The sequence below is a fragment of the Methylobacterium sp. Leaf108 genome, from assembly GCF_001423265.1.
Taxonomy (GTDB): Bacteria; Pseudomonadota; Alphaproteobacteria; order Rhizobiales; family Beijerinckiaceae; genus Methylobacterium.
The window spans coordinates 207,623-228,618 of the sequence record NZ_LMND01000030.1 but is presented as its reverse complement, the minus strand read 5'-3'; the positions used below and the strand labels follow the sequence as shown (position 1 = coordinate 228,618).

At 68.6% G+C, this 20,996-nt stretch carries 17 protein-coding genes, 1 tRNA gene, 1 pseudogene and 1 CRISPR repeat array; of the genes and pseudogenes, 13 read left to right on the top strand and 6 right to left on the bottom strand.

The window, feature by feature from the left end:
* Positions 1 to 38: 38 nt before the first annotated feature.
* Together glgX and ASF39_RS13965 are read right to left on the bottom strand one after the other, a co-directional pair.
* Entirely contained in the window at positions 39 to 2,156 is a 2,118-nt protein-coding gene (gene glgX, locus ASF39_RS13970) for a glycogen debranching protein GlgX (RefSeq protein ID WP_056284865.1), read from the bottom strand.
* Between the two features lie 88 nt (positions 2,157 to 2,244).
* Entirely contained in the window at positions 2,245 to 3,666 is a 1,422-nt protein-coding gene (locus tag ASF39_RS13965) for a trehalose-6-phosphate synthase (protein ID WP_055883992.1), read from the bottom strand.
* A 508-nt stretch (positions 3,667 to 4,174) separates the two neighbouring features.
* Between ASF39_RS13965 and ASF39_RS13960 the strand changes: the two genes are divergently transcribed.
* The 8 genes and pseudogenes from ASF39_RS13960 to ASF39_RS22425 all read left to right on the top strand — a co-directional run.
* Positions 4,175 to 4,621, top strand: coding sequence for a hypothetical protein (locus tag ASF39_RS13960; protein ID WP_244472419.1), 447 nt, complete (start codon positions 4,175 to 4,177; stop codon positions 4,619 to 4,621).
* A gap of 12 nt (positions 4,622 to 4,633) precedes the next feature.
* The gene (locus tag ASF39_RS13955) at positions 4,634 to 5,029 is read left to right on the top strand and encodes a phage holin family protein (protein WP_055883994.1); all 396 of its coding nucleotides are present in this window, start codon (positions 4,634 to 4,636) and stop codon (positions 5,027 to 5,029) included.
* Positions 5,026 to 5,418, top strand: coding sequence for a DUF3618 domain-containing protein (locus tag ASF39_RS13950; RefSeq protein WP_055883997.1), 393 nt, complete (start codon positions 5,026 to 5,028; stop codon positions 5,416 to 5,418). Before ASF39_RS13955 ends, ASF39_RS13950 begins: the two co-directional genes overlap by 4 nt.
* A 142-nt stretch (positions 5,419 to 5,560) precedes the next feature.
* Positions 5,561 to 6,361, top strand: a complete 801-nt coding sequence (locus ASF39_RS13945) for a hypothetical protein (protein ID WP_244472409.1) — start codon at positions 5,561 to 5,563, stop codon at positions 6,359 to 6,361.
* A 151-nt stretch (positions 6,362 to 6,512) separates the two neighbouring features.
* Positions 6,513 to 7,238: a 5-oxoprolinase subunit PxpB gene (gene pxpB, locus ASF39_RS13940; RefSeq protein ID WP_056284861.1), complete on the top strand. Its 726-nt coding sequence runs from the start codon at positions 6,513 to 6,515 to the stop codon at positions 7,236 to 7,238.
* Entirely contained in the window at positions 7,235 to 8,266 is a 1,032-nt protein-coding gene (locus ASF39_RS13935) for a biotin-dependent carboxyltransferase family protein (RefSeq protein WP_056284857.1), read from the top strand. Before pxpB ends, ASF39_RS13935 begins: the two co-directional genes overlap by 4 nt.
* Before the next feature lie 48 nt (positions 8,267 to 8,314).
* Positions 8,315 to 8,866 (top strand): alpha/beta hydrolase, encoded by a 552-nt coding sequence (locus ASF39_RS13930; RefSeq protein WP_056284854.1) that lies wholly within the window; start codon positions 8,315 to 8,317, stop codon positions 8,864 to 8,866.
* A 348-nt stretch (positions 8,867 to 9,214) separates the two neighbouring features.
* A CRISPR array of direct repeats spans positions 9,215 to 10,284; the repeat unit is 31 nt; unit sequence GTCGCTCCCTCACGGGAGCGTGGATCGAAAC.
* Positions 10,285 to 10,301: 17 nt separating this feature from the next.
* A pseudogene (locus tag ASF39_RS22425) lies at positions 10,302 to 10,513 on the top strand (IS3 family transposase); the annotation flags it as partial.
* A 111-nt stretch (positions 10,514 to 10,624) separates the two neighbouring features.
* Here the strand turns inward: ASF39_RS22425 and ASF39_RS13925 are convergent.
* Positions 10,625 to 10,700, bottom strand: a tRNA-Thr gene (locus ASF39_RS13925).
* A gap of 364 nt (positions 10,701 to 11,064) precedes the next feature.
* Here ASF39_RS13925 and ASF39_RS13920 point away from each other — a divergent pair.
* Together ASF39_RS13920 and ASF39_RS13915 are read left to right on the top strand one after the other, a co-directional pair.
* Positions 11,065 to 12,165, top strand: coding sequence for a Ppx/GppA phosphatase family protein (locus ASF39_RS13920; RefSeq protein WP_056284851.1), 1,101 nt, complete (start codon positions 11,065 to 11,067; stop codon positions 12,163 to 12,165).
* Positions 12,162 to 12,878, top strand: coding sequence for an RlmE family RNA methyltransferase (locus ASF39_RS13915; protein ID WP_056284849.1), 717 nt, complete (start codon positions 12,162 to 12,164; stop codon positions 12,876 to 12,878). The genes ASF39_RS13920 and ASF39_RS13915 overlap by 4 nt, the downstream gene beginning before the upstream one ends.
* A gap of 10 nt (positions 12,879 to 12,888) precedes the next feature.
* On the opposite strand, the gene ASF39_RS13910 is transcribed toward ASF39_RS13915, so the two are convergent.
* Complete coding sequence (locus ASF39_RS13910) at positions 12,889 to 13,299, bottom strand: DUF779 domain-containing protein (RefSeq protein ID WP_056284846.1); 411 nt, start codon at positions 13,297 to 13,299, stop codon at positions 12,889 to 12,891.
* 179 nt (positions 13,300 to 13,478) lie between these two features.
* Entirely contained in the window at positions 13,479 to 14,999 is a 1,521-nt protein-coding gene (gene adh / locus ASF39_RS13905; RefSeq protein ID WP_055884023.1) for an aldehyde dehydrogenase, read from the bottom strand.
* A 289-nt stretch (positions 15,000 to 15,288) separates the two neighbouring features.
* On the opposite strand from adh, the gene ASF39_RS13900 reads away from it, so the two are divergent.
* From ASF39_RS13900 to ASF39_RS13890, 3 genes are all read left to right on the top strand, one after another.
* Entirely contained in the window at positions 15,289 to 17,133 is a 1,845-nt protein-coding gene (locus tag ASF39_RS13900) for a sigma-54-dependent Fis family transcriptional regulator (protein WP_244472408.1), read from the top strand.
* 308 nt (positions 17,134 to 17,441) lie between these two features.
* Positions 17,442 to 18,776, top strand: a complete 1,335-nt coding sequence (locus tag ASF39_RS13895) for a multidrug effflux MFS transporter (protein ID WP_244472407.1) — start codon at positions 17,442 to 17,444, stop codon at positions 18,774 to 18,776.
* A gap of 69 nt (positions 18,777 to 18,845) precedes the next feature.
* The gene (locus ASF39_RS13890) at positions 18,846 to 19,361 is read left to right on the top strand and encodes a DoxX family protein (RefSeq protein ID WP_056284841.1); all 516 of its coding nucleotides are present in this window, start codon (positions 18,846 to 18,848) and stop codon (positions 19,359 to 19,361) included.
* Between the two features lies 1 nt (position 19,362).
* Here ASF39_RS13890 and ASF39_RS13885 read toward each other — a convergent pair whose 3' ends face one another.
* Positions 19,363 to 20,763 carry a DHA2 family efflux MFS transporter permease subunit gene (locus tag ASF39_RS13885; protein WP_056284839.1) on the bottom strand — a complete coding sequence of 467 codons (1,401 nt, stop codon included), beginning with the start codon at positions 20,761 to 20,763 and terminating at the stop codon, positions 19,363 to 19,365.
* Between the last annotated feature and the right edge of the window lie 233 nt (positions 20,764 to 20,996).

Here is a 20,996-nt window from a genome sequence, read left to right as displayed (position 1 = left end):
CGCCGGGCGGGACGGAGCGTCCCGACCCGGCGGTTCGGCTATCCCCTGGCGAATCCCGCACCATAGGCCGCCGCGGGGCGGGCGCGCAGGACGAGAAGCGAGCGTCCGTCGAGGCGGATGCGGGTGCCCGGCAGGAACAGGGCCTGGGCGCCCTGAACCTGACCGATGGGCCGCGTGGTGTCGAAGATGGCCACCCAGGGACCGCCGACGACGGGAGCCAGGGTGAAGTCGCAGGCGGCCTCGGCGGCGTTCACGAGCACCAGCAACCGGTCGGCTTCCGGAAGGTCGTTGCCGATCTGCATCCCGAAGGTCTGGCGGTTGTCGTCCCCCCAATCGCGAGCATCCATTTCCTCGCCGTTCGGCGACAGCCAGTGGACGTCGCGCAGGGCCTCGTCGGGGTCGATCGGGTTGCCTGTCAGGAAGGCGCGGCGGCGCAGTGCCGGCTGCTCGCGCCGCAGGCGGGTGAGATTGGCGACGAAACTCGCCAGGCCGGGATCGGGATCATTCTCCCAATCGACCCAATTGGTCTCGTTGTCCTGGGCGTAGGCGTTGTTGTTGCCCTTCTGGCTACGGGAACGCTCGTCGCCCATCAGCAGCATGGGCACGCCCTGGGCGAGGAGGATTGTCGCGAGAAGATTGCGCTTCTGCCGATGGCGAAGGGCGAGGATGGCCGGATCCTCGGTCTCGCCTTCGACCCCATAGTTGCGGGACAGGTTGTGGCCGTGGCCGTCGCGGTTGTCTTCCCCATTGGCCAGATTGTGCTTGTCCTCGTAGGCGACGACATCGGCGAGCGTGTAGCCGTCGTGGCTCGCCACGTAGTTGATGCTCGCCTGGGGCGCCCGGCCTGAGGGCCCGAAGATCTCGCGAGAGCCCGACAACCCCTGCGTCACCTTCGCGAGCATCCCCGGATCGCCGCGCCAGAATCCGCGGACGCTGTCGCGGAACTGGTCGTTCCATTCGCTCCAGCCCTTCGGATAGCCGCCGAGCTGGTAGCCGCCGGCTCCGATGTCCCAGGGCTCGGCGATCATCTTGATGGACGCCAGCACCGGGTCCTGCGCCACCGCCTGGAAGAAGGCCGCCTTGCGCGAGAAATCGTGCGGTGTCCGGCCGAGACAGGTCGCGAGATCGAACCGGAAACCCGCCACCCCATAGGCCGTCACCCAGTGCCGCAGGGAATCGAGCACGAGTTGCATCACGCGCGGATGATCGAGGTCGAGGGTGTTGCCGCACCCGGTGCAATCGATGTCACGCCGCCGGTCGGCTGGGTCGAGCTTGTAATAACTGGCGTTGTCGATGCCGCGGAACGACAATGTCGGCCCGAGCCGATCCGCTTCGGCCGTATGGTTGTAGACGACGTCGAGATAGACCTCGATCTCGGCCGCCGCCAACTCGCGGATCGCCGCCTTCAAGCCGCCGATGCCGGTCGGACCGAGGTAGCGTGGCTCCGGCGCGAAATAGTTGAGGGGCGAGTAGCCCCAGAAATTGCACAGGCCTTTCTCCACGAGGAAACGATCGTCGACGAACGACTGAATCGGCAGGAGTTCGATGGCCGTGACGCCCAGCTTGAGCAGATGCTCGATGATGGCCGGATGGGCGAGCGCGGCGTAGGTGCCGCGTTCCGCTTCGGGCACCGCCGGGTGGCGCTGGGTCAGCGCCTTGACGTGCGCCTCGTAGATCACCGTCTCGGCGAGCGGGCGACGGCTCACCAGGTGTGATTGCGCGGCGATATCGGGGGCCGTCACCACCGCCTTGGGCATGTGGATGGCACTGTCGCGCCGGTCGATCTGGTCCTCGCGCTGCAATGCGCGGCGGTGGCCGTAGAGCGCATCGTGCCAACGAAGCCGGCCACGAATCTCGCGGGCATAGGGATCGAGCAGGAGCTTGGCCGGATTGAACCTGTGGCCCTGCGCCGGGTCCCACGGGCCATGGACGCGGTAGCCGTAGAGTTGGCCGGGGAACACGCCGCGCAGGTAGCAGTGCCAGACATCGTCGGTGCGGCACGGCAGCCGAATCGTCTGGTGTTCGTGGCGTTCGCCCGCTTCGAACAGGCACAGATCCACGGCCGTGGCGTGCTCCGAGAACACCGCGAAATTGACGCCGCGGCCATCGAAATGCGCGCCCAGCGGGGCAGGCACGCCGTCATCGATGCCGATCATGCCGAAACTTGTCCACGCTCCGAGGAAAGAAGCGTGACCTTAGTCCTACCGCCGCTGCGGAGCAAAGGCGTCCGACGGTACCCTTCGGCTATTCCGCGGCCGCCGCGGCGCGGGGCGGTTCACGCTCGATCGTACGGAAATTCTCGAGCTCGGTCATGAAGTTGCGCGCCCACCAATCCACATCCTCGCGGGTCATCCGCTCGACCATGGGGGTCCAGCGTTCGAGCCGCTCGCCGCGGGGCATGTACAGCGCGGTCCTGATCGCCTCGGCGACCTCGAATCGGTCGTAGGGATTCACGAGCAGAGCTTCCGGCAGCTGCCGTGCGGCGCCCGCGAATTTCGACAGCACGAGGACGCCAGGGTCTTCGGGACTTTGGGCGACGACGAACTCCTTGGCCACCAGGTTCATGCCGTCGCGCATCGGCGTTACCAGCCCGACCCGGGCGGCACGATAGAGCCCGGCGAGGACCGGGCGCGGATAGGCCTTCGTGACGTACTGGATCGGCGTCCAGTTCGGTTCGCCCAGCGACCCGTTGATCTCGCCGACCGTCTGATTCACCTCGCGGCTGAGCTCCTCGTACTCCGGGACCTCGGTGCGCGATTTCGGGGTGATCTGAATGTAGACGACGTTGCCACGCTGATCGGGATTCGAAGCAAAGAAGCGGTCGACCGCCTCCATCCGCTCCGGCACGCCCTTCGAGTAATCGAGACGATCGACACCGATCAGGAGCTTGCGGGTGCGCAGTCCGGACAACGTCTCGCGCACGACCTTGTTGGCACCGGCGTTCTCGGCGGCCTCCTTGAAGCCGGCCACGTCGATACCGATCGGGAAGCTGCGGATGCGGGTACGCCGCCCCTCCACCATGAGCGAACCGCCACCGAGCGGGATCGCCCGCAGTTCGTCGATGAGGTTGCGCGAGAGGTTGTGGACGTCCGGGTCCGTCTGCAGGCCGATGAGGTCGTAATCGGCGATTGCGCGCAGGAGCTCGCCACTGGCAGGCAGCGTGTTGAACACGTCCGCGGCCGGCCATGGGATGTGATGGAAGTAACCGATCGGGTTGGCGATGCCGAGGCCACGCAACTCGGAGGCCAGCGGCAACATGTGGTAGTCGTGCACCCAGATGATGTCATCCGGCTCGATCAATTTGGCCAGGGTACGCGCGAAAATCCGATTGACCCGGAGATAACCCGCGTAGTCCGAGCGCGAAAAAGACCCGAGACCAAGCCGGTAATGCATGATCGGCCAGAGGGCGCGATTGGCGAAACCGCTGTAATATTCCCGGTGATCCTGGGGAGACAGATCGACGACCGCATATTGGATGTGGCCGCGGTCGATCAGGGTCGGTTCGGGCGACGGGTTTTCGGTGACGGTTCCGCTCCAGCCGAACCAGAGCCCTTCGTAGGCGGTGAAAGCCTCCTTGACGGCGACGGCCAATCCGCCGGCTGCCACCGCCTTGCCCTGTTCGTCGGGGATCGCGACGCGGTTCGATACGATGACAAGGCGTGCCACGAATGTGGGCTCCGGTCCTCAGGGCTCGGCGCGACCACCGCGCTTCGCCATCAATGAAATGCTTACGTGAACGCGCAAAGACCGCTCGTGATCCGTGCCTACAGCCAAGCGCCTTTGAGCTTCGTCGGTCAAGGCATCGCCGACGCCGGACCGATCGTTTGGCAGAATGGCACACAACTCCCGCCGAAAAGCGTCCACCGGGTCGATGTCCTGACCGGCCAAGCTCGGCTTTCATGCCCTGGGCGCGATGAACGGAGCCTGATCGCGACCCGAGCGACAGGGACCGACCGGCTTCCCCGCGTCACCTCTCTCGGGCTTCACGGTCGGCTGCCGGCGCGAGCGGGAAACCGCCGGGCTCCATAGAAGGAACCGGCGCCCACGGGGAATGTTACACCGCCACAACATAGCACCTGCGACGCCGTCGTGCCCTGCGGCCGTCGCGCGCGCCAGTGAAGGAGTGACACCCGTGAGCGGCATCAACGCCCCAGGCCAACACGCCAACGAGTCCCTGTCCGGCGACAATACGGCTCCCCCCGATCTCAAGGCCCTGCGCAGCGACGTCGACGGTATTGCCAACCTCGCCGTCGAGCGCGGCCGCGGGTTCGTGGAAGCCGCCAAGGTCCAGGCGACCGACTACGTCGATCGGCGCAAGGGCGACGCCGCCCAGTCGGTCCACGACCTCGCCAAGGGTCTGCGCGACTCGAGCAAGACGTTCGACGACAAGCCCAACATCAAGGCTTTCTTCGACAGTGCCGCCGAGGGCTTGGAGCAGCTCGGCGGATCGATCGAGTCGCGGAGCTTCGCCGACTTCTACGACGACGCCGAGGCCTTCGCTCGCCGGGCGCCGGTCGCCGTGGCCGTCGCGACCTTCGTGACCGGCTTCATGGTCGCGCGTTTCATCAAGTCGTCGAGCGTTTCGCCGAAGGGCGATCGTTACGACGGCTATGGCGCCTGAGGTCGCGGGCCCATGTCGAACGGCAATCCATCCAGCATCCAGGGGCTCATCGGCGATGCGCTCCGTGAGACCAACGAGCTGGCGCGCAAGGAGATCGCTCTCTTCCGGAACGAGATGACGAGCAACATCCGCTCGCTGTTCCTCGGAATGGCGATGCTCGTCGGCGCCGCCGTTTTCGGCGTCGTGGCCATGCTGGTCCTCGTCGACGCCCTCGTGAAGTGGCTGGCGACGGTGGTGAACTCCGAAGCGTTGGCCGCCCTCATCGTCGGCGGCGTCCTGCTCGTCGTCGCGATCGGCCTCGCGCTGTGGGGCCGCAGCGCGATGTCGATCTCCACCCTCGCTCCGACGCGCACGACCCGGCAGGTCCGCGAAGACGCTCGTACATTGTCCGAAAGGGTTTCGGGATGACCGGTTCGCTCAACGACCTCGAGAAGGACATCGAAGCGAGCCGCGCTCGCCTCGACGAGACCATCGACAAGATCCAGGGTCGGCTCACCGTATCGAGCATCGTCGACGAGATGCTCGGGAACGCTCGCAAGACGCCACTGTCCGGCGCCTACGACGGTGTTCTCGCAGCCGTCCGCCGGAACCCGGTGCCGGTTCTCTTGATCACCGCCGGTGTGGGCTGGCTGCTGCACCGGATGTCGGGCGACGTCATGCGCGATGCCGAGCGGCGCCGCGTCCAGCGGGCGGCCGAGGATCTGCCGGTCCTGAAGAACGGCGCCGATCGGACCTACGATCCGGACCAGCCGACCCGACGCTCCGTCAATGGGATCGGCGACGAGACCCAGATCTGAAGCCGCGAGCCTATGGAGACGTCATCGTCTGCGACAGGACCCATCGGCTGCGGACGACGATTTCTGTCTACAGCACACGCCCGCTACGATCGCGGTACGACTTTCGTCACCCTCCGTTATCGAGCCCGAATATCCGGACTCATTGGTCGAGATCGATGCCTCCTCTCTGGAGAGGGGCCGGCACAACGCACGAGGAGTTTGCCAGATGAACACCAGCAAGAGCACCATCGGCGGCCCGGGTACGACGCCCGAAGACATCCTGGCCGCGGCCGGCCTGCCTCACGGCTCGACCACCGAGCATTCTCTGCATGATCGCCTGCACAAAGATACCGCCGCCGGCCTTCACCGGGCCCGAGCCGAGACGGCGGATGCCGTCGACGATGCTCGCGACACCGCCGAGGGGCTGAAGAGCCGCGCCGCGCACCTCGCCGAGCAGGCGTCCGACACGTTCGACGAGGCGAAGGAGCGGGTCTATTCCGCTGCGTCCGATGCCAAGGGACGCGCCGCGGAGACCGCGCGGGACCTGCGCGACCGGGCCGGCCGGACCTACGACGAGACCCGCGACTGGGCCAGCGAGCAGAGTGAGGCCCAGCGTCGGCGGCTGTCCGACCTGTCGGATCGGGGAGCCGAGCGCCTTCGCGAGGGCAAGAGCGCCGTGGAGACCTTCGTGTCCGAGAACCCCCTCCTCGTCGGCGTCGTCGGCGTTGCGGCGGGGCTGCTCCTCGGAGCCCTTCTGCCCCGCACCCGCAAGGAGGACGAGACCGTGGGTCCGTGGGCCGACGAGGTACGCGACCAGGGTCTCCGGTATGCACGCGACATCACCAGCAAGGGCCGCGAGTTCGTTGAGAGCGCCCTCGACCCCGAGGCGATCAACGCCGCTGCGCAGCGTGTCGCCGAGGCCGCCGAGCCGAACGCCGGCGCGAACCGTCCGCGTCCGCACTGACGTTGCGGTAGCTCCGTAGACGACGACGTGGGCGGTGCCGGGCTTGGCACCGCCCTTTTTTCGTCGATGATCCCCGTCCTGCACGCGGTGCTTTGTCGTGCGCACCGCGGTCGCCGGTGCCGTGGGGCCAAGGGAGATGGGCCGAAGGGAGATGGAAGGACCCGACGCGCGGCTTCTCTGGTGCGGCGACACCGCATTCACGATCACGTTCGGCGATAGCATCGACGATGCGCTGACAAGCCGGGTCCTGGCGCTCGATGGCCTCTTGAAGGAGGTGGCGCTGCCCGGCCTCGTCGAGGTCGTACCGACCTATCGTTCCCTGACGGTGCACCTCGATCCCATCGCCGTCGATCCCGCACGACTCGCCGCCGACGTGCTCGCCCTGGCCGGATGGTGCACCACAGCCAGTCGACCGACCCGAATCTGGCGTATCCCCGTGGTCTACGGCGGCGCGTTCGGGGTGGACCTCGACGCCGTGGCGCAGCGGCATGGGCTGACGCCGGAGGCGGTGATCGCGTGCCATGCCTCCGGTGATTACCGGGTCGCGATGCTCGGCTTCCTGCCGGGTTATGCCTATCTCAGCGGGCTCGACCCGCGCCTGGCCCTGCCCCGGCGTGAGAATCCACGCTCCGCAACACCGGCCGGCACGATTTCGATCGGTGGTGCCCAGGCCCTGGTCGCCAGCATCGCGGCGCCCAGCGGTTGGCATCTCCTCGGACGCACGCCCGTGCGGACCTTTCGTCCGGAGGGCGACCCGATCTTCCTGTTCGAACCCGGAGACAGGGTGCGGTTCGTACCGATCGATCCTGACCGTTGGGACGACCTCGACCGTGCCGAGGAGGCCGGCGACTGCGTCGCCGAGTCGATCTCGGCGTGAGCGGGACCGGAGCATGTGCGCTCGTCGTCCTGCGCTGCCATGGCCTGGCGAGCCTGCAGGACGGCGGACGCCGGGGCTATCAGCGCTACGGCCTGTCGCCGTCCGGTGCGATGGATCCGCTCGCCATGGCGATGGCCAACACCCTGGTCGGCAACAAGGCGGATGAAACCGTCATCGAATTCGGTCTCGGCGGCGGCGAGTTTCGCGTTGAGGACGGCGACGTCCGCCTGGCTGTCGCCGGTGCCATGGGCATGGTCGCATGCGATGGCTCTCCGGTGATCGGGGCGCGTTCCTTCGTTCTCGCGAAGGGCCGATGCCTCACCATTGCGCCGCCACATCGTGGCGTCTTCGGCTATCTGGCCGTGGCCGGCGGAATCGGCGGCGCGTCCGTCCTGGGCAGCCGCGCCCTCCACCTGCGCGCCGGCATCGGCGGAATCGACGGACGTCCCCTCCGGCCCGGCGACCGGCTCGACGTGCCTGCCGATCCGGGCGGTATCGACAGGGCCATGCCTGCGCGCCCACACGATGGGCATAGGGCGATCCGCATCATGCTCGGTCCACAGGACGACCACGTCTCGCCGGAGGGATGGGCGGTGTTCCTCGGCGAGGGATTGACGGTCTCGCATCAGGCCGATCGCATGGGATACCGCCTCGACGGTCCGCCGATCGCCCATGGCGGGAAGGGCTACAACATCGTGTCGGACGGGACGGTGGCTGGCTCGATCCAGTTGCCCGGCAACGGCCACCCGATCGTGCTGATGGCGGACCGGCAGACCACCGGCGGATACCCCAAGATCGCGACGGTCGTCTCGGCCGACCTGCGCCGGCTCGCCCAACGGCGGCCCGGCGATGCCGTCCGCTTCGCCATCGTCGATCTCGCCCAGGCAACGGCGGCCGCTCGCGCCCGGTCGCGCGAGATCGCGGCATTGCCGGGGTCGCTCCGGGACGTGGCCGTCGCAGAGGCCGAATGCCTGGGCGCCGCCAACCTGGCCGGCGATGCCGTCGACGCCCTCGCCTCGACTCCGTGACGGCACCGGCCCTCGACGGGCCGGCCGGAGTTGGCTATCGACGCGCCCATGAAGACGGCCGATTGCGACATCCTGATCCTGCCGGGCCTCGGGGGCTCCGACGACGGCCATTGGCAGGTCCGCTGGGCCTCCCGCCTGTCGACGGGTCGTGTCGTCGAGCAGGCCGATTGGCACAATCCCGACCCCGAGGCCTGGTGCGGGCGCATCGTCGAGGCGGTGACGCAGGCGACGCGTCCGGTGATCCTGATCGCCCACAGCCTGGGCGTCGTGGCCACGATCCTGGCCGTTCCCGCCTTCCCGACCGGCGTAGTGCGCGGCGCCGTTCTCGTCGCGCTGCCCGACGTCGAGACGACACCGAACCTGCCCGACGCCGTCCGACGGTTCGCCCCGATCCCGCGCCGGCCCCTGCCGTTCCCGGCCCTGGTCGTGGCGAGCCGCGACGACCCCTATTGCAGCTACGCGCGCGCCGAGGGTTTCGCCCTCGCCTGGGGCGCGACGACGGTCGATGCCGGACATTCCGGCCATATCAACATCGCCAGCGGGCACGGCCCCTGGCCCGAGGGCCTGATGCGCCTCGCCGGCTTCATGAAGGACCTGTGAGCGTAGACCAGTAGGACCGGACTCGGCCGCATCCGCCCCTCGCTTCGTCGTGGTGACCGGGTCGGCGAATATCGATGCGCTCCGCCCGGGGCTCGCACGCGGCCTCCCCGGCCGAAGATCCGACCCGCTGTCGTCTTCAAGGGTCGCGCCAGCGATGCACGGAGTGGCACGCGCGAACCCAGAGCGGACGGACCGTCGTTCAGAGGTTCGCACATCGGACAACACCTTACCCGACAAGACCTTCGCGTCCCGACGCCCTCACGCCACCGGCCTCAACCACCTTCGCCCCCGACGGTTCGCGCAGCCAGGCTGAAGACATCAATTCCGGTCGCATGTTAGGGGAAGGCGGTCGCTCCCTCACGGGAGCGTGGATCGAAACGCCGAACCCGGATCGGGCCAGGTCGGCCACGGCCGGTCGCTCCCTCACGGGAGCGTGGATCGAAACGTGCGCGATGGGCTCGACGAAGTCGATCGCCCGGGTCGCTCCCTCACGGGAGCGTGGATCGAAACACTGCCGCCACGGTCGGATATGCGCGGAGGGCCTGTCGCTCCCTCACGGGAGCGTGGATCGAAACACTGAGTAGGGCTTGCCGTAGCCGGTCACGAGGGTCGCTCCCTCACGGGAGCGTGGATCGAAACCTTCCTCGGCAGCGTCGGCCTCATCGGCAATCACGTCGCTCCCTCACGGGAGCGTGGATCGAAACGTCCCTCGGCCGGGATGGTTCGCCTTCGTGGCCGGTCGCTCCCTCACGGGAGCGTGGATCGAAACATCGGCAACCCGCTGGCCAACAGCGTGTGCTGGGTCGCTCCCTCACGGGAGCGTGGATCGAAACCCGCATGGTCGTCGCCTGGAGCCTGAAGCGTGGGGGTCGCTCCCTCACGGGAGCGTGGATCGAAACTGCTATCCCCCGCAAGCCCCCCTCCGTCTCAAAGGTCGCTCCCTCACGGGAGCGTGGATCGAAACTCGGACCGCTGGCCTCCCGATGCGACCTGGCCCGTCGCTCCCTCACGGGAGCGTGGATCGAAACTCTTTCGGCGGATCGATCGCGAGCATGGGGGTCGTCGCTCCCTCACGGGAGCGTGGATCGAAACCCTGATTCCTGTTGGCTGAAGGGCGCAGAACCGTGTCGCTCCCTCACGGGAGCGTGGATCGAAACATCAACGGGCGTTCGGCCCGACAGTACCATGACCGGTCGCTCCCTCACGGGAGCGTGGATCGAAACAGGTGGCCTTAAGCGGCGATCCTGTTGTGTATGTGTCGCTCCCTCACGGGAGCGTGGATCGAAACGCAAGGAACGGGGCGGACATTGCGAGACGCCCGGTCGCTCCCTCACGGGAGCGTGGATCGAAACGCCGTCGAGCTGATCATCACCTTCGCCTGGACGCAGTCGCTCCCTCACGGGAGCGCGGATCGAAATGGCGTCGCGGCCAAAGGCAGCCTGGCTGTTGCGCCGGCACCGCCCCGCTGGAATGCTTCCTCCACATCCTCGAGATCGAACGCGTCAGCCAGCGACGATGGGCGGCCCGAGACGAGGTCCGACGCGACGCGTTCGCCGAGATCGCAGGTTGCTGCGAACGGCAACGCTTCCATTCGGCTACCTCACGACCGAACAAGCCGAACAGAACGCGAGCGCCCCATATCCGTGAAGTCGGGCAATGATCGGATGCCCTGCGCATCGTCAGCTTCGACGACACCGTTCCCCGCTGCCGTCGCAGGCGGGCAAAAGTCGAGTAACGGCTTGCAACCTAGGTCGGGAATGGTGCCGCAAGAGGGATTCGAACCCCCGACCCCCTCATTACGAATGAGGTGCTCTACCAGCTGAGCTATTGCGGCACAGGCGCTGGATCGTCGAGCGAGCCGGCACTGCGCGGTGTTACCCGGCCGGTCCGACCTTGGCAAGGTGGCGGGAGCGTCTCGGGGTCATGGGATGCGCAGGCGATGCAGTGGGGCAACGGGATCCGGTGTCGCTAAGGCCGACGATCGCGCGATGCAGCTTTCGAGCGAGGCGAACTTTCCATGATCGGCACGCCTTCGCGCTGCGGCAGGGCGCTTTCGGCGGCCGCGCCGCGCACGTGGCGGGGGATGGGGAATACCGGCCGGGATGAAGTCTTTGCAGTTCTTCGTAAGCCCTGTAGTTTCGACGTGAACGATGGCCGGGCGGCATGCCCGCGGCCGCGACCGAGGACCGTGTCCCCCGATGAGGGAAGAGAGTGCGGCGACCCTGCCGGCCCCGCCCGCCGGCCAGCCAGCGATCGACGGGGTGTCCACCTCGCGGAGTGCCGCACCCGCCGCCCCGTTCCGGCTCGGACGCCGCAACGCCTATGCGGCCCTCGACCTCGGCACCAACAATTGCCGGTTGCTGATCGCCGAAGCGGCCTCCCATGGCTTTCGCGTCATCGACGCCTTCTCGCGCATCGTACGCCTCGGCGAGGGGCTCGGCACCTCCGACCGCCTCAGCGAGGCGGCGATCCTGCGCACCCTCGACGCCCTTCGGATCTGCCGCTCCAAGATGGAGACCCGCGGCGTCGTGCGGGCCAAGATCATCGCCACGGAGGCGTGCCGGCTCGCGGTGAACGGCGCCGACTTCGTCGAACGGGTCCGCACGCAGGTCGGACTCGATCTCGAGATCGTCGACCGGCAGACCGAGGCCTATCTCGCCGTCACCGGCTGCGCGGCGCTGGCCGACCCTTACGCCGAATCGGTGGTGATCTTCGATATCGGCGGCGGCTCCACCGAGATCGCCTGGCTCGACGGGGCGGCCACCAATCCGTCGACGGACCCCACCCTGCGCATCCGCGCCTGGGATTCCCTGCCCGTCGGTGTCGTCACCCTGGCCGAACGCCATGGCGGGGCGGAGGTCACGCGGCTGATGTTCGAGGGCATGGTGGAGGAGGTCGCCGACCTCCTCGCCCGCTTCGCGATCCGGGCGGCACCCGCCGCCAACGCCCGGCATTTCCACCTGCTCGGCACCTCCGGCACGGTGACGACGCTGGCGGCCATGCATTTGCGGCTCGTGCGCTACGAGCGCCGCCGGGTCGACGGCCTCTGGATGAGCGACGGCGAGGTCTCCGACGCCATCGACGACCTCCTCGACACGCGCCTCGACCAGCGCGCAGACAACCCTTGCATCGGCCGGGACCGGGCCGACCTCGTGCTGGCGGGCTGCGCCATCCTCGAGGCGATCCGCCGGGCCTTTCCCTCTGAACGCCTGCGCATCGCCGACCGCGGCCTGCGCGAAGGACTGTTGATGAACATGATGCGCGAGGACGGCGTCTGGCGCCGCGGGGGCCACCGTTGACCGATCGGCGCGGTGCCAGCGGCGGGTTGCGGGGCGAACTCAAGCAGCGGGTGAAGACGGGGCGAGGCCGCACGGCGTCTCAGAAGCGTTGGCTGGAACGCCAGCTCAACGATCCCTACGTCGCCCGTGCCAAGCGTGAGGGATATCGCTCGCGGGCCGCCTTCAAGCTCATTGAGATCGACGAGCGTTTCAAGATCATCAAGCCCGGCCAGCGGATCGTCGATCTCGGCGCAGCCCCCGGCGGGTGGTCGCAGGTGGCGGCCAAGATCGTGGGCGCGGAAGGGCGCATCGTCGGCATCGACCTTCTCGAGATCGAGCCGATGACGGGCGTCGAGTTCATCACCCTCGACTTCCTCGACCCGAGCGCGCCCGAACGTCTGACCACGCTGCTCGGCGGCCGGGCCGACCTCGTCCTGTCCGACATGGCCGCCAACACCACCGGCCACAAGCAGACCGACCACCTGCGCATCATCGGACTGGCCGAGACCGCCGCCGAGTTCGCCCGCGAGATCCTGGCGCCGGGCGGGGCCTATCTCGCCAAGGTGTTCCAGGGCGGCACCGAGGGCACGCTGCTCGCCGACTTGAAGCGCGACTTCTCCCTGGTGCGACACGTCAAGCCGAACGCGAGCCGGGCCGATTCGAGCGAATTGTACGTGCTGGCGACGGGGTATCGCGGGACGACGTCCCAGACCGATGAGGCCCCCGAAACCTGAGCGACGGCGATCAGAGCCGGCAGGCGCCCTCCAGGGCGGTGTTCTCGGCTTGCGTGAACAGCCGCGAGCGGATGAGGAACCGTTTGTCGCGACCGTTCTCGAGAGAAAACATGCCGCCGCGCCCGGGCACCACGTCGAGGATGAGGTGGGTGTGCTTCCAGACCTGGAACTGCGGCCGGCTGATCCAGAAGTCGGCACCGGCCACCTCGCCGAGGTGCACGTCGCTGTCACCGGTGAGGAAGTCGCCGACGGGGTAGCACATCGGCGAGGAGCCGTCGCAGCAGCCGCCGGACTGGTGGAACATCACCGGCCCGTGCTCGGCGCGCAGTTCGTCGATCAACGCGACGGCCGCCGGGGTCGCGGTGACGCGCAGGGGCGTACCGTCGGCGCCGGCTTGGTCGGCGGTGCTGGGGTCGGTCATGGTCGGTCGTCTTTCGCTCAGGTGAGATCGGCCTCGGACCAGCACGCCAGCCCGTCCTGAAGGGCCGCGCTTCGCGCCGCTGCCTCAGGATCAGGTCGCGAGGTGAACGATCGCAGATATGCCACGCGGAAACGCCCCGGCCCGTCCGGTCGGGGCGCTTCGCGACAGGCGTGGACGGCCTAGAAGAACCCGAGCTTCTTGGCCGAGTAGCTGACCAGCATGTTCTTGGTCTGCTGGTAGTGGTCGAGCATCATCTTGTGGTTCTCGCGGCCGATGCCGGACTGCTTGTAGCCGCCGAAGGCCGCATGCGCCGGATAGGCGTGGTAGCAGTTGGTCCAGACGCGGCCGGCCTGGATCGCCCGGCCGAAGCGGTAGGCGCGGCTGCCGTCGCGGGTCCAGACGCCGGCGCCGAGCCCGTAGAGGGTGTCGTTGGCGATGGAGAGCGCTTCGGCATCGTCCTTGAAGGTCGTGACCGAGAGCACGGGCCCGAAGATCTCCTCCTGGAAGATGCGCATCTTGTTGTGGCCCTTGAACACCGTCGGCTTCATGTAGAAGCCCTCGGCGAAGTCGCCGTCCTTCACATTGCGCTCGCCGCCGGTCAGGCACTCGGCACCTTCCTGCTTGCCGATATCGACGTAGCTGAGGATCTTCTCCAGCTGCTCGGAGGAGGCCTGGGCGCCGATCATCGTGGTGGGATCGAGCGGAGAGCCCTGCGTGATCGCCTCCACCCGCTTGATCGCCCGCTCCATGAAGCGGTCGTAGATCGACTCGTGCACCAGCGCCCGGCTCGGACAGGTGCAGACCTCGCCCTGGTTGAGGGCGAACATCGTGAAGCCTTCCAGGGCCTTGTCGAAGAAGTCGTCGTCCTCGTTGGCCACATCGGCGAAGAAGATGTTCGGCGACTTGCCGCCGAGCTCCAGCGTCACCGGGATCAGGTTCTGCGAGGCGTACTGCATGATGAGCCGGCCCGTCGTCGTCTCGCCGGTGAACGCGATCTTGGCGATGCGGGGCGAGGAGGCCAGCGGCTTGCCGCATTCGAGGCCGAAGCCGTTGACGATGTTGAGCACGCCCGGCGGCAGCAGGTCGGCGATGAGTTCGGCCACCACGAGGATCGAGGCGGGGGTCTGCTCGGCGGGCTTGAGGACGACGCAGTTGCCGGCGGCGAGCGCGGGCGCCAGCTTCCACACCGCCATCAGGATGGGGAAGTTCCACGGGATGATCTGGCCGACGACGCCGAGCGGCTCGTGGAAGTGGTAGGCCACCGTGTCGTGGTCGATCTCGGAGATCGAGCCTTCCTGGGCGCGCACGCAGCCGGCGAAATAGCGGAAGTGGTCGATGGCGAGCGGAATGTCCGCATGCGTCGTCTCGCGGATCGGCTTGCCGTTGTCCCAGGTCTCGGCCCGGGCGATCAGGTCGAGGTTGTCCTCCATCCGGTCGGCGATCCGGTTGAGGATCAGGGCGCGCTCGGCGGCGGAGGTGCGGCCCCAGGCGTCCTTGGCGGCGTGGGCGGCGTCGAGGGCCTTGTCGACATCCTGCGCATCCGACCGGGCGACCTCGCAGATCACCCGCCCGTTGATGGGAGAGGTGTTCTCGAAGTAGCGGCCGTTCACCGGCGCGACCCACTGGCCACCGATGAAGTTGTCGTAACGGGCCGAGAACGGGGCCTTCAGGCTGGACGCGAGAAACTCCGGCTTGTTCATGGCGAATCCTCCTTGTTGTTGTGTTGAGACCTCATACGCCATGGCAGGGTCCATGCCAAATGAAACCGGTACGGTCGAGCGTCTCTTGTGCGTCGCGGTAAGACGTTGAGGATATTCGTTACTTGTTCGTTATACCGCAGGCGGGCATCCTTGCTCGCCGGAACGGCGAAAGGCCTTTCGACGCCCTTACGCTGGACTTGTGCTGCGACAGCTGCGACACCCGTCGCAAATTGCGACGGGTGTCGCAGCTGGAGCCCGAACGGCGCGAGCGATGGAAGAATCCCCGTCCGTGACCGCGGAAACGCTGATGGCCGCGCGGCGGTCGCTCGTCGGCGATCGTCGCCCGTCGGAACCGGTCCTGCGTTCGTGGCTGCGCTGTGCCGAAGCCGGGCTCGACAGCGCCGTGCGCCCTACCCTCGAGCCGATGCCCGACCATGCCTTGCGCCAGGTGGTGGAACGCAGTTTCGACCTGCGCCGGCTATGCCGGCCCGAGGTCGAGGCCCTGCATGCCGAGGCCCTCGCCGGCGGCGGGATCGTGGTCCTCGCCGATCCCGACGGAATCATCCTCGACAGTCTCGGCAGCACGGATTTCGCCGCCCGTGCGGTGCAGGTCGCCCTGCGCCCCGGCGTGCCGTGGTCGGAATCGTCCACGGGCACCAATGCCATCGGCGCGGCCCTGATCGAGCGCCAGGCCGTATCCGTGCACGGCGTGGAGCATTACTTCGAGGGCCACCGCATCCTGAGCTGCGCCGCCATGCCGATCCTCGGTCCGCGCGGCAACACTCTGGGCGTGCTCGACCTATCCGGACCGGCCTCGGCGCATCCCTCGCACGCCCTGGAGCTGCTGCGACGCGCCGTCGACGGCGTCGAGCATCGCGCCCTCACGACCGGGTTTCCCGGCTGCGAAATCCTGCGGCTTCATTCCGACCCGGCGCTCGTCGGCACGCCCCGCGAAGGCGTGCTGGTGTTCGACGACCGGCGCCTGGTGGCGGCCAACCGGCACGGGCTGAGCCTGCTCGGCCTCGACTGGGCCGGCCTCGACCACCTCGCCCTCGCCGCGCTGTTTCCCGACACCATCCGCCCCGGCGCCGGCGTGGCGATGCTGCGCGACCGGGCCGGGCGCGGATTCCACGCCCGGATCGACCGCGAGCCTCCGGCCACGCGAAGACTCTCGCGGCCGGATCTCCCGGCGGCGGCGACCGTGGTGCCCGATCCCGACATCGCGCTGTCGCCGGAGACCCGCCGGGATCTCGCGCGGGCGGTGCGCCTTCTCGATGCCGGCGTCTCGGTGTTGATCCAGGGCGAGACCGGCACCGGCAAGGAGGTGTTCGCCCGTGCCGCCCACGCCGGTAGCCGCAGGGGGGCAAAGCCCTTCGTCGCGGTGAATTGCGCCGCCCTGCCCGAGAGCCTGATCGAGGCCGAATTGTTCGGCTACGAGGCGGGCGCCTTCACCGGCGCGCGCAAGGCCGGTTCCCGCGGCCTGTTGCGCGAAGCCGAGGGCGGCCTCGTCTTCCTCGACGAGATCGGCGACATGCCCCTCACCCTGCAGTCGCGCCTGCTGCGGGTGCTGCAGGAGCGGGAGGTGACGCCGGTCGGGGCGAGCCGGCCGATCCCCCTCGACGTGGCCGTGATCTGCGCGACCCACCGCCGGCTGCCCGACCTCGTCGCGGCAGGCGCCTTCCGCGCCGACCTGTACTTCCGCATCGCCACCTATACCGTCGGCCTGCCGCCCCTGCGGGCCTATCCCGACCGCCCGGCCCTCGTGCGCCGGCTCTGGAGCAACCTGGGCGGCGACGTCGTCCTCGACGAGGGCTGCGAGGCGGCGCTCGCGGCCTGCGACTGGCCCGGCAACTTCCGCCAGCTCGTGGGTACCCTGCGCGCCCTGCGCGCCCTGGCGGACCCCGGAGAGACGCTGACCCGCGACGCCCTGCCCGCGGACCTGAAGCGACAGGCCGAAGCGCCTGCTCCCGCCGCTCCCGGGCAGCTCGACGGTATCGCCTTGGAGGCCATGCGCTCGGCCCTGGCGGCCTGTGGCGGCAACGTCTCGCAGGCCGCCCGTCGTCTCGGGATCAGCCGCAGTACGCTCTATCGGCGCTGCCTCTCGGCGAGCGGTGAGGCTGTCCCGAGGGGGTGAAGCGCGCGTGAGACCAGACGGTCCACGGGCCGGCGGATCGCCAGGGGGCCGATGCGCGGTCGCTCTGAGGTGGCAAGGCCGGCTGAAGGTGACGGGTAAGCCGCAGCACGAGCCGAACCTCCTGTGCGCGGGCGCACCCGGCCGTACGGGGCCGGGACATAGATGCATCCGTCAGGCGATCGACCGAATTGATGGATGGACCGGCGTGGCGTCGCTTCGTCGGCGCCTCGACCTTTTCGCGCCGAAGACCCGCCGCGCCAGGGGAAGACCCGCCGCGCAAGGATTGCCCCCAAAGGATCGCCCGCATCGTGACCGTCATCGCGGCCCGGCCCGAACGCGGGGCCTCGCTCCAGAGCGAACCTGTCGCGACGTCGCCCGAGATGCGGGCGATCGTCGAGGCATCCGCGCCCGAACGCACGCGGCCCGAGTGGAGGGGCCCGGGCTTCGGCGAATTCGTCGGCATCGTCGCGCTGATGATGGCGGTGACCGCGATCTCCATCGACAACCTGCTGCCGGCCTTTCCCGCCATGCAGTCGCACTTCGGCCTGTCCGACCCCAACCGGCTGCAACTCTTGATCTACGTCTACATGATCGGGTTCGGGGTGGCGCAACTGGCCTACGGGCCGCTCTCGGACACCTACGGGCGCCGGCCGATCCTCCTGGGGAGCCTGGTCATCTACGCGGCCGGCTGCGGCCTCGCCATGGTGGCGCCGACCTTCGAATGGCTGCTCGCCGCCCGCGTCGTCCAGGGTATCGGTGCGGCCGGGGGGCGGGTGCTCTCCACCGCCATCGTGCGCGACCGCTTCGCGGGCCGCGAGATGGCCAGCGTGATGTCGCTGATCATGATGGTGTTCCTGATCGTGCCGATGATCGCCCCCGCCATCGGCGGCGCCATGCTCCTGCTCGGCTCGTGGCACTACGTCTTCGTCTCGATGCTGGCGCTGGCCGGCATCCTGGCGCTGTGGTTCTCGATGCGGATGCCCGAGACGCTGCATCCGCAGCACCGCCGCCCGTTCTCCCTGACCGCGGTGGTCGAGGCCGTGCGGCTGACCCTGCGTACCCGCGTCGCGGTGGGCTACGCCACGGCACTCGGCCTGCTCACCGGCTGCATCATGGGCTACGTCGGCTCGGCCCAGCAGGTGTTCGACACCGGGCTCTATCACCTCGGCGGGCTGTTCCCCCTCGCCTTCGGGCTGGTGGCCGGCGCGATGGGAGCGGCGACGCTGGTCAATGCCCGCATCGTCAGGCGTCTGGGCATGCGCACCCTGTCGCATGCCGGCCTCGGCCTGTTCGTGGCCGTGGCCGTGGTCCAGGTGCTGCTCGGCCTCGCCTACCAGGGTAGGCCACCGCTCGGCCTGTTCCTGGCCGTCTTGAGCGCCAACCAGTTCCTCATCAGCTTCGCTATGCCGAACTTCAATGCGCTCGCGCTGCAGCCCCTCGGCGAGATCGCCGGCACCGCCTCGTCGGTCCTGGGGTTCTACACGACGCTGCTGGGTGCCATGTGCGGCTTCGTGATCGGACAGGCCTTCAATGGCAGCGTCCTGCCGATCGGCATCGGTTATGCGGCGCTCGGCGGCCTCGCCCTGGCGGTGGTGGCCTGGACCGAACGCGGCCGGCTGTTTCGCGGGGGCGTCGCGGGCTGATCCTTAACGCGGTCTTCAAGGAAACCGTCGATCCTGCGGCCGCTCGAAAAATCCCGACGGAGACGCCACGTGACCGGTCGCAGCCACAACCTCCTGCTGCTCGCCTCGCGGCTGCTGCTGGCCGCCGCCCTGCTGCCGACCGGGGTGGCACGGGCCCTCAACGTCTCGGGTTTCGCCCTGACGCTGGCCGGGGCCGGGGTGCCGATGCCTAACGGCGTCGCCACGGCCGCCGTGGTCGTCCAGGTGTTCGGGCCGCTGGCGATCGTCCTCGGCGTTCTGCCGGCGATCAGCGGCGTGGCGCTGGCGGCCTTCGCGGCTGCGATGGCGGTGCTCCTGCATCCGTTCTGGCAGTTCTCGGGCGCCAACTTCCTCACCGAGCGCGCCCTGTTTCTGGCCGACCTCGGTCTCGCGGGCGGCTTCCTCCTCTATGCCCTCGCCGGTCCGGGAGGCTGGAGCTGGCAGGGCTGGCGCCGTCGCGAGCCGGGCGAATCGCGTGCCGCCGCCCGGGCGGCGCCGGCCAAGGCCGCCGGGCGCGGAACCCGGGCGCCATCGAGCGGCCGAAAGCCCGCGAGAGCCGCCGCCTGAGTCAGGCGCGGTCGCGAGCGGGACGCTGGCCCGAGACCTCGGATCCCGCATCCGCCGACAGGCGCCGGAACGATAGGAAAGAGGTCGCCGAGATCAGCGCGACCGTGACGAAGGCCGGCCAGAAGTCGGCCGCCGCGATCGCGGTGCGTCCGTACCGGCCGGCCGCCGCCTCCAGGGCCAGCGCTCCGATGGAGACGCCGAGGCTCAGGGACAGCTGCTGGGCGACGCTGGCGAGACTGGTGGCCGCGCTCATGTCGCGGTTGTCGAGATCGGCGTAGGCCAGGGCGTTGACGCAGGTGAACTGCAGCGACCGCACGCAGCCGCCCACGAGAAGAACGGCGACGATGACGCCGTGCGGCGTCTGCGCCGTGAACAGCCCGTTCACCGCGAGGAAGGCCGAGGCCAGCATCGCGTTCACCAGCATGACCCGGCGAAAGCCGTAGGCCCGCAGGATACGCGGGCCGATGAGCTTGATCAGGAGCGCACCGGCCGCCGCCGCGAAGGTGAGCAGGCCCGATTGCAGGGCATCGAGGCCGAACCCGATCTGGAACAGAAGCGGCAGCAGGAACGGAATCGCACCGGTGCCGATCCGGAACAGGCTGCCCCCGGTCACCGCCGCGCGGAAGGTCGAATGGCGCAGGAGGTCGAGGCGGATCACCGGATGGGCGACCCGGCGCGAATGGCGCAGGTAGAGCGCCAGCAGGACGACGCCGGCACCGAGGCAGCCCCAGGACACGCCCTCCGGCAAGAGGTGCCGGCCGCTCGAGGCGATGCCGAGCATCAGCGTGGCGAGGCCCAATCCCGAGAGCAGGAAACCGACGACGTCGAGGGGCGGACGCTCGGGCTCCTTCAGGTTCTCGAAGTAGAGGCTCGCGAGCACGATCCCGGCGATGCCGATCGGGATGTTGATGAAGAAGATCCAGCGCCAGTCGAGGCGCGTGGTGATGAGCCCGCCCAGCGGCGGCCCCATGATCGGGCCGATCAGCGCCGGGATGGTGAGGTAGGCGAGCGCGCTGACGAGTTCGTTCTTGGGCACGCTGCGCAGGATCACGAGGCGCCCCACCGGCACCATCATCGCCCCTCCGAGCCCTTGCAGGAACCGCGCGGCCACGAACTGGGACAGGGAGTTCGATGCGGCGCAGGCCAGCGAACCGGCCATGAACACCAGGAGGGCCGCCCGGAAGATGGTGCGCGCGCCGTAGCGGTCGGCCATCCAGCCGCTGATCGGGATGAAGATCGCGAGACTGACGAGGTAGGCGGTGAGCGCCAGCTTCAGGGCGATCGGGTCTTCCCCGAGGCTCGCGGCGATAGCCGGCAGTGCCGTGGCGATCACCGTCGAATCGGTGTTCTCCATGAACAGGGCGGTGGCGACGACGAGGGGGACGATCTGGGAATTTCGCATCGGACGGAGGGAAGCGGCTTTCGCGGAGGCAGGGACGCCGGTGTCGCGGGATCGACGCCGGACGGGGGGATCTCCTAACGCAAAACGGGGCTTTCACGGTTGCCCTGGATGACCGCGGGCGACCGGACGTGCGGGGGCATGGCGTTGCCCGATGGACACAGCCGCGCGCTAGGAGGGCCGGGGTGGGGTCGGGTCACCTTCCCGCGCAAGCTTGGCGTGGATAGATTGTGGAA

Coding starts and splice junctions, on each gene's coding strand:
- ASF39_RS13950 (WP_055883997.1), top strand. CDS start 5,026: ATGACCGGTTCGCTCAACGACCTCGAGAAGGACATCGAAGCGAGCCGC.
- ASF39_RS13885 (WP_056284839.1), bottom strand. CDS start 20,763: ATGCGAAATTCCCAGATCGTCCCCCTCGTCGTCGCCACCGCCCTGTTC.
- ASF39_RS13920 (WP_056284851.1), top strand. CDS start 11,065: ATGAGGGAAGAGAGTGCGGCGACCCTGCCGGCCCCGCCCGCCGGCCAG.
- ASF39_RS13930 (WP_056284854.1), top strand. CDS start 8,315: ATGAAGACGGCCGATTGCGACATCCTGATCCTGCCGGGCCTCGGGGGC.
- ASF39_RS13910 (WP_056284846.1), bottom strand. CDS start 13,299: ATGACCGACCCCAGCACCGCCGACCAAGCCGGCGCCGACGGTACGCCC.
- pxpB (WP_056284861.1), top strand. CDS start 6,513: ATGGAAGGACCCGACGCGCGGCTTCTCTGGTGCGGCGACACCGCATTC.
- glgX (WP_056284865.1), bottom strand. CDS start 2,156: ATGATCGGCATCGATGACGGCGTGCCTGCCCCGCTGGGCGCGCATTTC.
- ASF39_RS13955 (WP_055883994.1), top strand. CDS start 4,634: ATGTCGAACGGCAATCCATCCAGCATCCAGGGGCTCATCGGCGATGCG.
- adh (WP_055884023.1), bottom strand. CDS start 14,999: ATGAACAAGCCGGAGTTTCTCGCGTCCAGCCTGAAGGCCCCGTTCTCG.